The following is a 13,210-nucleotide window of genomic DNA, read 5'->3' on the forward strand; positions in this document are numbered from 1 at the left end:
GAACGAAGCCGCAGTTCGCCTGATGCAGGAAGGGAAAGGTGTTATGGCAAAGACCACCGCGCCCTCATCCGGCAAAAGCAGGCGCCGGACTCTGCCGTTCGTCATTCTGGCGTTTTTCCTTTGTCTGGCCGTATCCTTCCCACGGCACGCGTTTGCCGCCCCGCCTGAATTTCCCAACCGCGAACTGGTGGTCGGCACCAAGGAAGCCCCGCCTTTTGCCATGAAGGAGCCCGACGGCACCTGGACCGGCCTTTCGATTGATCTCTGGCAGCAGATCGCCGACAGGCTCGGCGTCAAATACCGGCTGGTCGAGGAACCCTCGGTCCAGAGTCTGCTCGATGCCACGAAGCGCGGCGACTACGACCTCTCGGTCGCGGCCATCACCATCACCGCCGACAGGGAACGCAATGTCGATTTCTCCCAGCCGTTTTATAATACCGGCCTCGGCATCGCCGTCTCCGTCCAGAGCGTCTCCGTCTGGTACGAGATCACGCAGACGATGACCTCTCTCGGTTTTCTTCAGGCGGTCGGCGCGCTTATCGGTATTTCGCTGGCGGTGGGCGCCCTGATCTGGCTCTTCGAGCACCGCCACAACGAGGATTTCGGCGGCGGCGCGGCCAGAGGGCTCGGCGCCAGCATCTGGTGGTCGGCCGAAGCGATGACGCAGGCAAGCACCGGCCATCGCGGCCCTAAAACGCTCGGCGGTCGAACCCTGGCGATCCTCTGGATGGTCATGTCGATCATTACCATCGCGGTCTTCACCGCAAGCGTCACCTCCGCGCTGACCACACGCCAGATCAGGGGCCTGGTGAATGGCGCCGAAGACCTGCCGAGGGTGCGCGTCGGCGCGGTCACCGGCTCCGCCACGACAGGTTTTCTCGATGGCGAGCGCATCCGGCACCGCGATTTCGACAAGGTGCAGGACGGTTTCCGGGCGTTGACATCAGGCACTATCGACGCCTTCGTCTACGACAAGCCGCTGCTCTCCTGGACCGCCGAACAGCAGTTCCCCGGCAGCGTGCAGGTGCTGGATACGGTCTTCGAGCCGCAGAACTACGGCATGGCGATGCCGGCCGGCAGCCGTTACCGGAAGGCGATCGATGTCGCCATTCTCGAAGCAATCCACGACGACGCCTGGAAAGACACCCTGTTTCGGTATCTGGGCGAGAAGAAGTGAGATACTGCCCGGCGGCTCACCAATTCCCCGGATCCGCAGTATGATCGACAGCGGCGAATTCGTCCGCCTTTGCCCGATCCAGCGTCACGGTCCTTGTCCTCTTGGTCTCGTCCGCGACCAGATAGCGAAGCGGCGCCGCGTCCCGGGCAAGCTCCTGATACAGGAGAAGCGCTGCTTCCTCGGCAGTATCGGCCTCGATCTCGCGCGTGATGGTTACGGTGAACTTCTGCATGGATTCGGGCCTTCTCGATCGTCGCGGGCATGGGCGCAATGTCCACCGCCTGACAATAAGCGCAGAGCCGAATAGTTCAAGTTGCCCCTGGCTTCGACGATCAACCGTCCACCGCCATCGAGCACCCGATATGCACCCCTCAAACCGAGCGCATCAACCCGCCATCCACCTTCAGGCTCTGGCCGGTAATATACCCCGCCCCGTCGGACACAAGAAACGCGATGGTCGCGGCCACTTCCTCACTCGTGCCATAGCGCTGCATCGGCACGCTCTCGCGCCGCGCCTCGGTTGCCGGCAGGCTGTCGATCCAGCCGGGCAGCACGTTGTTCATGCGGATATTTTCGGCCGCATAGGTATCGGCAAAGAGCTTGGTATAGGCGGCAAGACCGGCGCGGAAGACCGCCGAGGTCGGAAACATCGTCGACGGCTCGAAGACCCAGGCCGTCGAGATATTGACGATCGCGCCCTTCTTCTGCGCCTGCATGATCGGCGTCACCAGCCGCACCGGGCGGATGACGTTCATCAGATAGACGTCCATGCCCGTATGCCACTGCTCGTCGGTGATCTCATTCAGCGCGGCACGCGGCCCATGCCCGGCGCTGTTGACGAGAACGTCGATCCGCCCCCAGGCCGCCATCGCCGCATCGATAAGCCGCTTCAGATCGTCATTCGACTGGTTGGAACCGGTCACGCCGACGCCGCCGAGCTCCCTGGCGAGCGCCTCGCCCTTGCCGGAGGAAGACAGGATCGCGACCTTGTAGCCATCGGCCGCGAGCCGCCTCGCGCTCTCGGCCCCCATACCGCTGCCGCCTGCGGTGATAACAGCCACTTTTTCTACTGACATGCCGATGCCCTCCTGAAATGATATGGTCAATTGCTCGATGTGTGCGCGCACGATACCATGTCCACCACGCGAGCGCGAAACAGTTCTCCTCTTCTGTGACAGTAGAAAAACTACTCGATGAGCGATATCCCGGGAAAGCTTCCCTCTCTCAATGGCCTGAGAGCCTTCGAGGTCGCGGCGCGCCACCTGAACTTCAGGCTCGCCGCCGAAGAGCTTGGCGTTACGCAGGGCGCCGTCGCCCAGCAGGTGCGCGGGCTCGAAGCGCAGCTCGGCATGACCCTTTTCGAACGGCTTCCGCGCACGCTGGCGCTGACGGCCGAGGGCAGACGCTACATCGCCGACATCAGGCGCGCCTTCGAGATCATAGCGCGGGCAACGGACGAGCTGAAGCCGCAGGCGATCAAGCTCACCATCAGCACCACGCCGACATTTGCATCGAAGTGGCTGATCCCTCGCCTGCCTGATTTCACCGCTCTGCATCCCGATCTCGATCTGCATATTCTGGCGACCGAGCGCATCTCGAATTTCGCCGTCGATGGCGTCGATCTCGCCGTCCGCTATGGCCGCCCGCCCTTTGGGCCGGGCCTGAATGCCGAGCTGCTGTTCGAACAGGAGGTCATCGCCGTCTGCAGCCCGCTGCTGCTTGCCGGCCGGAATGCACCGCGCACGGCCGAGGAGCTCTCCGCCTATCCGCTGCTGCACGATGCCCATAATCTCTGGCCGGAATTCGTCGAGCGCCATCTCGCCAGCAGCCGCAGCCCCTCCTTCAAGGGCATCAGCTTTTCGCAGACTTCTCACGCCATCGAGGCAGCGATTGCCGGACAGGGCATCGTTCTCGCCAATGGCGGCTTCGTCACCGAGGATCTGGCCCGGGGGCGGCTGGTGCGTGTCTTCGAAGGCAGGTTGCGCGGCCCGTCGGACATCTACCTCGTCTGGCCCCGCTACCGGAAATCCCAGGCGCTGGAAACCGTGATCGGCTGGTTGTTCACTGAGGCGCAGAAGGCTGGCTGAGCACTCGCGCATGGGACCGGCGTCAGCCTGACGGACCCAAAGAACAATGAGCCTCTTGCGCAGGACGCCGGAGACACCAGATTCAATCTCTTCATTCCCTCCGATAAGCATTGATAATCACAGGCCTATTTGATGTTCCATTTCATTCTCGGCATTCCCTGGCTGGTCGTCCTCCTCCGCTTCATCCTGCCCCTGCCGTGGATCTGGCCTGCCAAGGCCCTGCTTGCCGGCGTGCTCCTGGTCGCCTCCCAGCAGGTACTGCTGAACCGCATCTCTTCAGGGTCCGTCTTCGCGCCCGAATATCCGCGCCCGCTGATTATCGTGCTGAATTTCCTCTTCGGCGCGACGCTCCTGCTGGCGGTCTTCCAGATCGCGCTCGATGCCGTCTCGCTTGCCCTTGCTCTCGTCGAGGGAGAGTTTCCGGCCGTGCCCCCGGAGATGCGCTACATCATCGGGCTCGCAGCCTTCGGCCTGGCCGCTTTTGGCGTTGCCGGAGCCGTGCGCATTCCACCCGTGAAGAACGTCGAGATATCAATCCGGGATCTTCCCGAATCCTTCGACGGCTATCGGCTGCTGCAGCTGACCGACCTCCATCTCAGCCGCCTCTTCCCGGCGTCCTGGGCCGAAACCCTTGTGCAGAAGGCCAATGGCCTCGGGACCGATGCGATCGTCGTCACCGGCGATTTCATCGACGGCCGCCTCGAGAAGCGCCGGGCCGATGTCGCACCGCTTGCGAAGCTTGCGGCGCGCGACGGCGTCTTCGCCATTCCCGGCAATCACGAATATTATTTCGGCTACGACGATTGGATTGCGCACGACGCCAGTCTTGGCATCCGCATGCTGATGAATGAGCACGCCGTCATCGAGCGCGGCGCCGGCCGCATCGTCATTGCCGGCGTGACCGATCTGGCGGCTTTCGGCAGAGCGATGCCCGATCCCGATCTTGCCGCGGCCTTGAAAGACGCTCCGGCCGATGCCCCGATCATTCTTCTCGACCATCAGCCGAGAATGGCCGCCGAGACGGCCAAGGCGGGGATCGCGCTGCAGCTGTCAGGGCACACCCATGGCGGCATGGTGCTCGGCCTCGATCGTCTGGTCGCCCGCGCAAACGGCGGTTTCGTCTCCGGCCACTACCACGTCGGCCGCATGCAGCTCTATGTCAACAACGGAACAGCGCTCTGGCCGGGCTTTGCGCTGAGGCTGGGCAGGCCCTCGGAACTGACGGTGTTCACGCTGCGGCGAAGGTCTTGATCGCGCTCGTCTCAGCTGTCCCTGACCATCAGGCGAATGCGCTCTGCGACGTCAGGATCGACGGGATTATAGACGACCATGTTGAGATCCGGCCTGCCGTCGATCGCAAAGCCGGAATATTCCAGTGCGATATCGCCGAGAACAGGATGTCTCAACCGCTTGGTTCCCTCGCCATGGGCGATCACCTCATTCTCCTCCCAGATCCCTTTGAATTCCGGGCTTGTACGGCAGAGCTCCTCCACCAGATCTGATATCTCCGAGGTAGCACCCGCTCGCGCCGCATCCGCCCGGAAGGCGCCGACGACGAAACGTGCCATGGCTTCCCAATCGTGCTGAACGTTCCGGACACCAGGGTTGGAAAACAACAGCCGCAGCACGTTCCGATCCTCCGGCGCAAGCTTGCCGTAATCGGTCATGACGACGGTGGCCGCGCGGTTCCAGGCAACGATGTCCCAGGCCGCGGTGCGCACCAGCGCGGGGCTCACCTCGAGCGTGTCGATGAGACGCTGCAGGCGCGGACTAATGCCCTCGATGGCGCGGTAGCGCACTTCCGGCGGCCGGCCGAGACCGAGAATGAACAAATGCTCGCGCTCGGGCTCGGTCAGCATCAGCCCGCCTGCGATCCGGTTCAGCACATCGGCTGATGGTGCGCCGCCGCGCCCCTGTTCCAGCCATGTGTACCAGGTCGGGCTGATATTGGCGCGCTGCGCCACCTCTTCGCGCCTGAGCCCCGGCGTGCGCCGGCGCCCGGAAAAACCGAACACCGCCGGATCGAGGCGCGAGCGGCGGTCGCGAAGGAAGATGCCAAGCGCGTTGCTGTCGGTGCTCATGCTGTTCCTGTTAGCCATTATAATAGGATAAGATCACTACTTTAACAGCATAAACTATAGCGCAATAGTGGGGTCTGTAAAGCATGTCGCGCAAAAGTGTGAAGCGGTTTGCGATAACGACATGCGAAAAAACAATGACTTAAAGCGTGCAACGGCACGCTTTGAAACAAGGAGATATCCATGCGCATTTTCCTCACCGGCGCCACCGGCTTCATCGGCTCGGCCATCCTGCCCGAACTCCTGAAGGCCGGCCATCATGTCATCGGCATGACCCGCTCGGATGCCGGCGCCAAAGCGCTGGATGCGGCGGGCGCCGAAGTCCACCGGGGAGTGCTGGAAGAGCCTGAAAGCGTCCGGAGCGGCGTCGAGAAGGCAGACGCCGTCATCCATACCGCTTTCGACCATGACTTTTCCCGGTTCGTCGCGAATTGTGAGAAGGACAGCCGCATCATCCACGCGATGGGCGAGGCACTCAAGGGCTCCAACCGCCCCCTCCTCATCACGTCAGGCACCGGCATCGGCAACGCCCATCTCGGCGAGCCCGCGAGCGAGGATGTCTTCAACATCGAGCATCCCAACCCGCGCATCGCCTCCGAGCTTGCCGGCAACGCCCTGCTCGACCAGGGCGTCAACGTCTCGGTCATGCGCCTTCCCCAGGTCCACGACACATTCAAGCAGGGCCTGATCTCGCCGCTCATCGAGATCGCCCGCGAAAAGGGCGTCTCCGCCTATGTCGGCGAAGGCCGCAACCGCTTCCCCGCCGGCCACCTGCTCGATGTCGCCCTGCTCTACCGGCTCGCGATCGAAAAAGCTGAGCCTGGCGCCCGCTACAACGCCGTTGCCGAGGAAGGCATCACGACCCGCGAGATTGCCGAAGCCCTCGGCCGCGGCCTGAAGCTGCCGGTCGTCTCGGTCGCGCCGGAAAAGGCGGCCGAGCATTTCGGCTGGATGGCGATGTTCGCCGGCCTGGACTTCCCGGCCTCCAGCGAAAAGACCCGCCGGGTCCTTGGATGGAATCCGACAGGTCCCGGCCTGATCGCCGATCTCGACGCGATGGATTACGGCAGCGTGGCGGCCTGATCCTTAAGAGGCAGCGCCTATCAACTCCTCGCTTCTCGTCCAGAGTTGTTTGGCCTTGCCGGCATCGAGCGCATACGACCTGACCCCGTCGGCAAAAGGACTGGGCGTATCGTTGATCGGCGCGACCGCACAATCCTCGAGATAACGGCCGCCGATCGCATCCTTGTCGGCAACGACCGCGGCCCAGACCGAGGTTGCCGCCGCCTGCGGGATCTCCTTCAGTTCCGCAGGCGCAAGACCCGCTTCGGCGCGCGCCTTGCCGACGGTTTCCAAAAGACCCTGCAACTCCTCCGGCGAAAAATGCCGGGGAAGATCGGTGATGCTGTTGCCGGGCATTACCGAAGCAGCCCGGATGCCGCGATCACGATGCCGCCGGTCGAATTCCACTGCGAAGAGCGCGTTCGCCGTCTTCGACCGGCCATAGGCGACAAACGGCTGATACTCCTGATGCTCGAAATTCGGATCGTCGAGATCGACATCGGCGACGCGATGCGCCTGCGAAGACAGCACCACCAACCGCCCATTGTCGGCAATGAGCGGCGCGATCCGGTCAATCAAAGCGAAATGCCCGAGATGGTTGGTCCCGAACTGGATTTCGAAGCCGTCGACCGTCCGCCCGAACGGCGTTGCCATCACCCCGGCATTGGCGATGACGGCATCGAACCGCCTGATGTCAGCCAGCAGCCTGTCCGCGCCGGCCCGAACGCTCTGCAGCGATGCCAGATCGAGCGCGATCAATTCCAGACTGCCGCCGCCTTGCGAAGCGGCGTCACGAACCGGCGCAGTGGCCGGCTCGCCCTTGGCGAGATCCCTGACCGTTCCGACGACGCTGGCACCGTGAGAGACGAGTGAGCTGGCTGTTTCGAGCCCGATACCCGACGATACACCCGTGACGAGAAATCGCTTTCCCTTGAGATCGACACCGGAAAGCACTTCGTCGGCGGTCGATTTTGCACCAAAGCTCTTGGTCATCTTCTTTTCCTTCAATTGCGTGAGTGAGAATTCCGTCCTGATCCCGGCAGTCAGATCGCGAGACCACCGGCCACGTCGATCACGCTGCCCGTCATGTAGCCTCCGTGAGGTCCGGCCAGATGGCAGATGAGCGCCGAGACTTCCTCAAGCGTCGCGATGCGGCGAATGGTGTGCAGGTTCATGAGGGCGTCGGGCACGCCATCACCCAGCACTTCGGCAGACATGTCGGTCGGCATCACACCGGGCTGGATGACGTTGACGGTGATGTTGCGTCCGCCGAGATCGCGGGCGACGCCCTTCGCATAGCCGACGACGGCCGCCTTCGTTCCCGCGTAGTCGGCAGCACCGCCGAACGGCACATGGGTGCCAAGGAGGGAGCCGATGAAGATGATCCGGCCGCCATCCGACAGCACGGGTGCAGCCGCGCGCGTGGTCGCCACTGCGCCCATCACATTGATCTGCCATTGGCGATCGAGATTGACCGTGTCCAGATCGGGATCGTCGACCGTCTTGCCCTGCACCGCGATCGCCGCATTGTTGACGAGAATGTCGAGCTTGCCGAAATAGGCGATCGCCTTATCGACCAGCGGCTTGGCCGCCGCCATATCGGCCTGGTCGCTCTTGATCGCCAGAGCCCGCACACCCTTCGCCCGCAGCTTCTCGACCACAGCCTCCGCCTTTTCTGCGGAAGCGACATAGCTGATCGCAACGTCTGCGCCTTGATCGGCAAGCGCCTCCGCCGCGGCAGCACCAAGCCCGCGCGAGCCGCCGGTCACGAGCGCAACCTTGCCCTTCAGAATATTCGACATGGGAATCCTTTCTACACACCATCAGGGCACTGCCTGCCCTCAGCGAGCGGCAGCGCCACTTTTTCGTAACGACCGTTACCATAATGATTGGTATGAAATGTGGACAAAGCCTGTCAAGTGGTTTAATAACGACCATTATGAAATTGGCTGAGCTGATCTGATGGGACGCCATCGCGAATTTGATGTCGAAAAGGTGCTCGATGCGGCGCTATGCGTTTTCTGGCGCAAGGGCTACGAGGGCGCGTCCTATGCTGACCTGACGGAAGCTGCCGGCATCGAGAGGCCGGCGCTCTATTCCGCCTTCGGCAACAAGGAAGCGCTCTTCCGGAAAGCACTGGATCGCTATTCCGAGCGATATCTGGATTATATCCCGGAAGCGCTCAAACTCCCCACATCGCGCCAGGTGGCCGCGCATATCCTCTATAATGCGGTCGACCTCAATACGCGTTTTCCCAACCATACGGGCTGTCTCGGCATCAATGGCGCCGTGGCGGGATCGGATGAGGCCGAGCCTGTGCGACAGGCGCTGATCGACTTCCGCGCTGCCGGCCAGGCAGAGCTTCAGGAGCGCTTCGAGCGGGCAAAGGCGGAAGGCGACCTGCCGGAGACGGCCAATACGCAAGCCCTGGCGGCATTCGTCATGGCCATGACCCACGGCATGGCGGTACAGGCCAAGGCCGGTTTCAGCCGCGACATGCTGAACGCCGTTGCCGATCAGGCGCTGTCCACCTGGCCTGCAAAAACATCCTGAACTTCAGCGGCCGGCAAGCTACCCCGCCGCATCCATCTTCGCCCGCACTTCCAGAAACGCCGCCGTCAGCCGCGCCAGAACCGGCGATTTGACTGATCCATTCGCCCCGCCGATCGGGTCCTCGACGTGGATCTTTCTCAGATCCTCCATGAACTCGTCCCAGAGCGGCTGCCTGCCCCCTTCCAAGAGCTCGGCGCGGATGCTGAGATCCTCGCTGACGGGCAGATGCCTGCGCCCCCAGGCGCCGATCATCGCAAACATCGGCACCAGCTGGATCGAGGCTTCCGTCAGACTGTAGATCGACTTCTGGCTATGGGAGGGGTCATCGAGCTTGGTGATCAGCCCATAAGACATAAGCCGCTTCAGCCGAGCCGCCAGGATGTTTGACGCGATCCCCTCATCCGATTGCGTCAGCAGCTCGCGAAAATGACGGCGATTGCCGAACATGATATCCCTGATGATAACAAGGCTCCACCGATCGCCCAGCACTTCCATCGTCAGGTTGATCGGGCAGCCCGACCGTATCTCGATATCCATATCCGACTCCATGAGAAAAACCAGTTGCATTATAGGATCGGTTATGTAAGAACTCAACTAGTTTCAAAATGCAATCAGATGGAGGCTGACATGGCGCGTGTACGCGTAGCTGCATTTTCCCTTTCGGTCGATGGTTTCGGCGCAGGTCCTGACCAAAGCATCAACGATCCCATGGGCAAGAACGGAATGGGCGTACACCGGTGGTTCCTCGGCACCCGCACCTTCCGCACGATGATCGGCAAGGACGATGGCTCGACCGGCGTCGATGAGAAATACGGCGCCTTGGGCATGGCCGGCTTCGGCGCCTTCATCCTCGGCCGCAATATGTTCGGCCCTGTCAGAGGCGAATGGCCGGACGAGGAGTGGAAGGGCTGGTGGGGTCCGAACCCACCCTATCACGCGCCGACTTTCATCCTCACCCACCATGCCCGCGAGCCGATCGTCATGGAAGGCGGCACGACCTTCCATTTCATCACCGGGGGCATCGAGGAAGCGCTGGAAAAGGCCAAGGCCGCAGCCGGCGACAAGGACGTCAAGATCGGCGGCGGCGTCAGCACGGTGCGCCAGTATCTGCAGGCCGGCCTGATCGACGACATACATTTCGCCATCTCCCCGGTCGTTCTCGGTAAGGGTGAAGCCATGTTCGAAGGCATCGACCTGCCGGCGCTGGGCTTTTCCGTCAAATCCCACGAGATGACGGAACTGGCCGCCCATATCGTCCTTTCGAAGTGAGGCCGTAATGCCTTTCGTGATCTACCTTCATCCGCTCTCCTCCTATTCCCAGAAGGCCAAGACCGCCTTCTACGAGAAGAACCTGGACTTCGAGACCAGGCTTCTCGATGGAAGCGAGCCTGTTACATCGGAATTTTTCGAAAAATGGCCGATCAAGCGCTTCCCCATCCTTGAGCAAGGCGGCGACTTCATCTTCGAAGCGACAAGCATCATCGAATATATCGACCTGCTGCACCCGACCGACCACCCCTTGCTGCCCGCAGACGCCATGGCGGCAAACAGGGTACGCATGTGGGACCGCTTCTTCGACAATTACATGCAGTATCCGCAGCAGCGCATGGTCAACGCCTCGCTCGGGCGCGAGATGGAGCCCGACGACGGCTTTGTCCGCTGGAGGCAGGCGCTCGAAACCGCCTATGGGATTCTCGACGTACATATGAAAGGCCGCCGATGGGTGGCGAGCGAAGACTTCAGCCTTGCAGACTGCTCCGCCGCCCCCGCCATGCTCTATGCCGATTGGGCGCACCCGATCCCGAACCATTTCGAAAATGTCCGCGACTATCGCGCCCGCCTTCTCCAGCGCCCGAGCTATGCCCGCGCCCTCGATGAGGCCCGCCCCTACCGCCATCTCTATCCGTTGGGAGCACCGGTCGGGCGGGATTGATCGGCCGGCACCTGATGGCACCGGCCGCTCCCGATGATCAGACAAGCCCCTGGCTGAAGCCGAAGCTCGCGTCGGCCTCATCCTCGTGCACATCCTCGGCAAACAGCATGTCATTATGCGGCCGGCCGCTGCGCACCATCGGATAGACGTTCTCAAGTGCGGCGACCCGGCAGTCGAAGAGAACAGGCCTGTTAACGGCGATCATCTCCCTGATCCTGTCATCCAGTTCATCCGGTCTTTCGCACCTGAGACCAACCGCACCATAGGCTTCCGCCAGCTTGACGAAATCCGGCAGCGAGGCGGAGTAGGATCGGTCCCGGCGGTTGCCGTGCAGGATCTGCTGCCATTGCCGGATCATGCCGAGCTGCGCATTGTTGAGGATGAAGATCTTCACCGGTGCCTGATGCTGCATCGCCGCCGAAAGCTCCTTCAGCGTCATCTGCACCGAGCCATCGCCGACAATGCCGAGAACCAGCCGGCCGGGATGGGCGATCTGCGCCCCGATCGCTGCCGGCAATCCGTATCCCATCGTGCCAAGCCCGCCCGAAGTGAGCCAGCGGTTCGGCCCCTCGACGCCGAAAAGCTGTGCCGCCCACATCTGATGCTGGCCGACATCGGTCGTGACGATGGGATCGAGGCCCGAGGTCAGCGCATGCAGCCTCTCCAGCGCATATTGCGGCATGATCTCGTCATGGCGCATCTCATAGGCAAAGGAGCTTTTCGCCCGCCAGCCCGCGATCTCGCCCCACCAGGCATCGAGCCGCCTCCGCTCGGGTGCAACGGGAAGCGCCCGCCACGCTTCGATCATCCCGGCAAGCACCGCGGCAGCATCGCCTGATATGCCGATATCGACCGGGACATTCTTGTTGATCGAGGAGGGATCGATATCGATATGGATCTTCCGCGAGCCCGGCGAGAACTTGTCGGTGCGCGAGGTGACGCGGTCGTCGAAACGGGCGCCGACAGCAATCATCAGGTCACAATCATGCATCGCCATATTCGCCTCATAGGAGCCGTGCATGCCCGGCATCTTCAGCCAGTTCGGCCCTGAGGCGGGATAGGCGCCGAGCCCCATCAGGGTCGAGGTGACGGGAAAGCCCGTCAGCTCCACCAGCTCGCGCAGCAGCCGCGAAGCCTCCGGCCCGGAATTGATGACGCCGCCACCCGTATAGAGAACCGGCCGCTGCGCTTGCGCCATCAGTGCGACCGCAGCCGCAATCGCCTCCCGATTGCCATCCACCTGCGGCCGGTAGCGCGCTGGCACGGCAATCTCCTCCGGCCCGGCATAAAGCCCGCTTGCGAAGAGCACATCCTTGGGCATATCGACCAGAACCGGCCCCGGCCTGCCTGACGTGGCGATCCTGAAGGCGAGATGGATAGTCTTCGCCAGATCGTCGATATGGCTGACGAGGAAATTATGCTTGGTGCAGGGCCGCGTGATACCAACAGTATCGCATTCCTGAAAGGCATCCGTGCCGATCAGGTTGGTCGGCACCTGCCCCGTCAGGCAGACGATCGGAATGGAATCCATCAGCGCATCCTGCAGCGCCGTCACCGCATTGGTGACACCCGGTCCCGATGTGACCAGCATGACGCCGACCTTGCCGGTCGAGCGCGCATAGCCTTCGGCGGCATGACCCGCCCCCTGCTCATGGCGCACGAGCAGATGCCTGATCTTGTCCTGCTGAAAGATCTCGTCATAGATCGGCAGCACGGCAGCGCCCGGATAGCCGAAGATGTGCTCGACACCATTGTCGCGCAGCGCCTGCAGAACGATTTCGCCGCCGTTCATGAGACGGCCAGAAGAAGTGTTGGAAGAATTTTGGGTAAAGCTAGCCTTATCGCCGGTCATAGCAATTTTCCGTCGTTGATGAGGTGATTAGGGTGCGACGGGGCATAAAAAAAGGCCCCGTCAGGGACCTTGTGTTCGGCGCATGGGTGGCTAATGCCGGACGGTTACACCGTCCTGCCCATGCGCGATATCACCACGACGAGAACCATTGCGATTTTCATGGGCGGTAGAGCTAACCGCAATTTTGCGGCCCGTCAATCGCATCTGTGCGTTCGCCCCCACCCGCTGTTCGTCCTATCAGATGTTGATGGCTGATGAGTTATCGATCCGGCTTGGCTGCCGGGGCGTCCCGGCCCGCAGGCGAAACATGCCCACAGGACCGTCAGATCGTCTCCCGTCCCGAAAGCACCTCGATCGAAAGGCTGAAGAAGATCGGCGCGTCCAGCGGCTCATCCTTATCGGCGCCGAAATTGAAAGATCCGGGCTCCCACCAGAAGGCATGCTTTTCCAGAAGCGACCATGCATGGA

General features: G+C 62.2%; 14 protein-coding genes. 7 read left to right on the forward strand and 7 right to left on the reverse strand.

Going from position 1 to position 13,210, the window contains the following annotated elements:
* Positions 1 to 43 precede the first annotated feature (43 nt).
* Positions 44 to 1,177, forward strand: coding sequence for a transporter substrate-binding domain-containing protein (locus AC1DNW_RS14435; protein ID WP_113311035.1), 1,134 nt, complete (start codon positions 44 to 46; stop codon positions 1,175 to 1,177).
* A gap of 16 nt (positions 1,178 to 1,193) precedes the next feature.
* Here AC1DNW_RS14435 and AC1DNW_RS14440 read toward each other — a convergent pair whose 3' ends face one another.
* Both AC1DNW_RS14440 and AC1DNW_RS14445 read right to left on the reverse strand, forming a co-directional pair.
* On the reverse strand, positions 1,194 to 1,409 hold the full coding sequence (locus tag AC1DNW_RS14440; RefSeq protein WP_113299231.1) for a hypothetical protein: 216 nt from the start codon (positions 1,407 to 1,409) through the stop codon (positions 1,194 to 1,196).
* A gap of 139 nt (positions 1,410 to 1,548) precedes the next feature.
* Positions 1,549 to 2,253 (reverse strand): SDR family oxidoreductase, encoded by a 705-nt coding sequence (locus AC1DNW_RS14445; RefSeq protein ID WP_113311168.1) that lies wholly within the window; start codon positions 2,251 to 2,253, stop codon positions 1,549 to 1,551.
* A gap of 117 nt (positions 2,254 to 2,370) precedes the next feature.
* Between AC1DNW_RS14445 and gcvA the strand changes: the two genes are divergently transcribed.
* Together gcvA and AC1DNW_RS14455 are read left to right on the forward strand one after the other, a co-directional pair.
* Entirely contained in the window at positions 2,371 to 3,264 is an 894-nt protein-coding gene (gene gcvA / locus AC1DNW_RS14450; RefSeq protein WP_113299232.1) for a transcriptional regulator GcvA, read from the forward strand.
* A 132-nt stretch (positions 3,265 to 3,396) separates the two neighbouring features.
* A complete protein-coding gene (locus tag AC1DNW_RS14455; RefSeq protein WP_113311036.1) occupies positions 3,397 to 4,515 on the forward strand; it encodes a metallophosphoesterase in 1,119 nt (372 codons plus the stop codon).
* An 11-nt stretch (positions 4,516 to 4,526) separates the two neighbouring features.
* On the opposite strand, the gene AC1DNW_RS14460 is transcribed toward AC1DNW_RS14455, so the two are convergent.
* On the reverse strand, positions 4,527 to 5,345 hold the full coding sequence (locus AC1DNW_RS14460) for a helix-turn-helix transcriptional regulator (protein WP_162748601.1): 819 nt from the start codon (positions 5,343 to 5,345) through the stop codon (positions 4,527 to 4,529).
* Positions 5,346 to 5,525: 180 nt separating this feature from the next.
* Between AC1DNW_RS14460 and AC1DNW_RS14465 the strand changes: the two genes are divergently transcribed.
* Positions 5,526 to 6,425: an SDR family oxidoreductase gene (locus tag AC1DNW_RS14465; RefSeq protein WP_113311038.1), complete on the forward strand. Its 900-nt coding sequence runs from the start codon at positions 5,526 to 5,528 to the stop codon at positions 6,423 to 6,425.
* A 3-nt stretch (positions 6,426 to 6,428) separates the two neighbouring features.
* Here AC1DNW_RS14465 and AC1DNW_RS14470 read toward each other — a convergent pair whose 3' ends face one another.
* Both AC1DNW_RS14470 and AC1DNW_RS14475 read right to left on the reverse strand, forming a co-directional pair.
* Complete coding sequence (locus AC1DNW_RS14470; protein WP_113311039.1) at positions 6,429 to 7,397, reverse strand: SDR family NAD(P)-dependent oxidoreductase; 969 nt, start codon at positions 7,395 to 7,397, stop codon at positions 6,429 to 6,431.
* A 50-nt stretch (positions 7,398 to 7,447) separates the two neighbouring features.
* Positions 7,448 to 8,206, reverse strand: a complete 759-nt coding sequence (locus tag AC1DNW_RS14475; protein ID WP_113311040.1) for an SDR family oxidoreductase — start codon at positions 8,204 to 8,206, stop codon at positions 7,448 to 7,450.
* A gap of 160 nt (positions 8,207 to 8,366) precedes the next feature.
* Between AC1DNW_RS14475 and AC1DNW_RS14480 the strand changes: the two genes are divergently transcribed.
* On the forward strand, positions 8,367 to 8,957 hold the full coding sequence (locus tag AC1DNW_RS14480) for a TetR/AcrR family transcriptional regulator (RefSeq protein ID WP_113299238.1): 591 nt from the start codon (positions 8,367 to 8,369) through the stop codon (positions 8,955 to 8,957).
* Between the two features lie 18 nt (positions 8,958 to 8,975).
* Here the strand turns inward: AC1DNW_RS14480 and AC1DNW_RS14485 are convergent, their stop codons facing one another.
* The gene (locus AC1DNW_RS14485) at positions 8,976 to 9,494 is read right to left on the reverse strand and encodes a winged helix-turn-helix transcriptional regulator (protein WP_113311169.1); all 519 of its coding nucleotides are present in this window, start codon (positions 9,492 to 9,494) and stop codon (positions 8,976 to 8,978) included.
* Between the two features lie 90 nt (positions 9,495 to 9,584).
* Between AC1DNW_RS14485 and AC1DNW_RS14490 the strand changes: the two genes are divergently transcribed.
* Together AC1DNW_RS14490 and AC1DNW_RS14495 are read left to right on the forward strand one after the other, a co-directional pair.
* The gene (locus AC1DNW_RS14490) at positions 9,585 to 10,226 is read left to right on the forward strand and encodes a dihydrofolate reductase family protein (protein WP_113311041.1); all 642 of its coding nucleotides are present in this window, start codon (positions 9,585 to 9,587) and stop codon (positions 10,224 to 10,226) included.
* A gap of 7 nt (positions 10,227 to 10,233) precedes the next feature.
* Positions 10,234 to 10,890 carry a glutathione S-transferase family protein gene (locus tag AC1DNW_RS14495; RefSeq protein ID WP_113311042.1) on the forward strand — a complete coding sequence of 219 codons (657 nt, stop codon included), beginning with the start codon at positions 10,234 to 10,236 and terminating at the stop codon, positions 10,888 to 10,890.
* Positions 10,891 to 10,927: 37 nt separating this feature from the next.
* Here AC1DNW_RS14495 and AC1DNW_RS14500 read toward each other — a convergent pair whose 3' ends face one another.
* Positions 10,928 to 12,742, reverse strand: coding sequence for an acetolactate synthase 3 large subunit (locus tag AC1DNW_RS14500; protein WP_477834603.1), 1,815 nt, complete (start codon positions 12,740 to 12,742; stop codon positions 10,928 to 10,930).
* Positions 12,743 to 13,210: the final 468 nt, after the last annotated feature.

This window comes from Rhizobium sp. 05L429 (assembly GCF_056397645.1).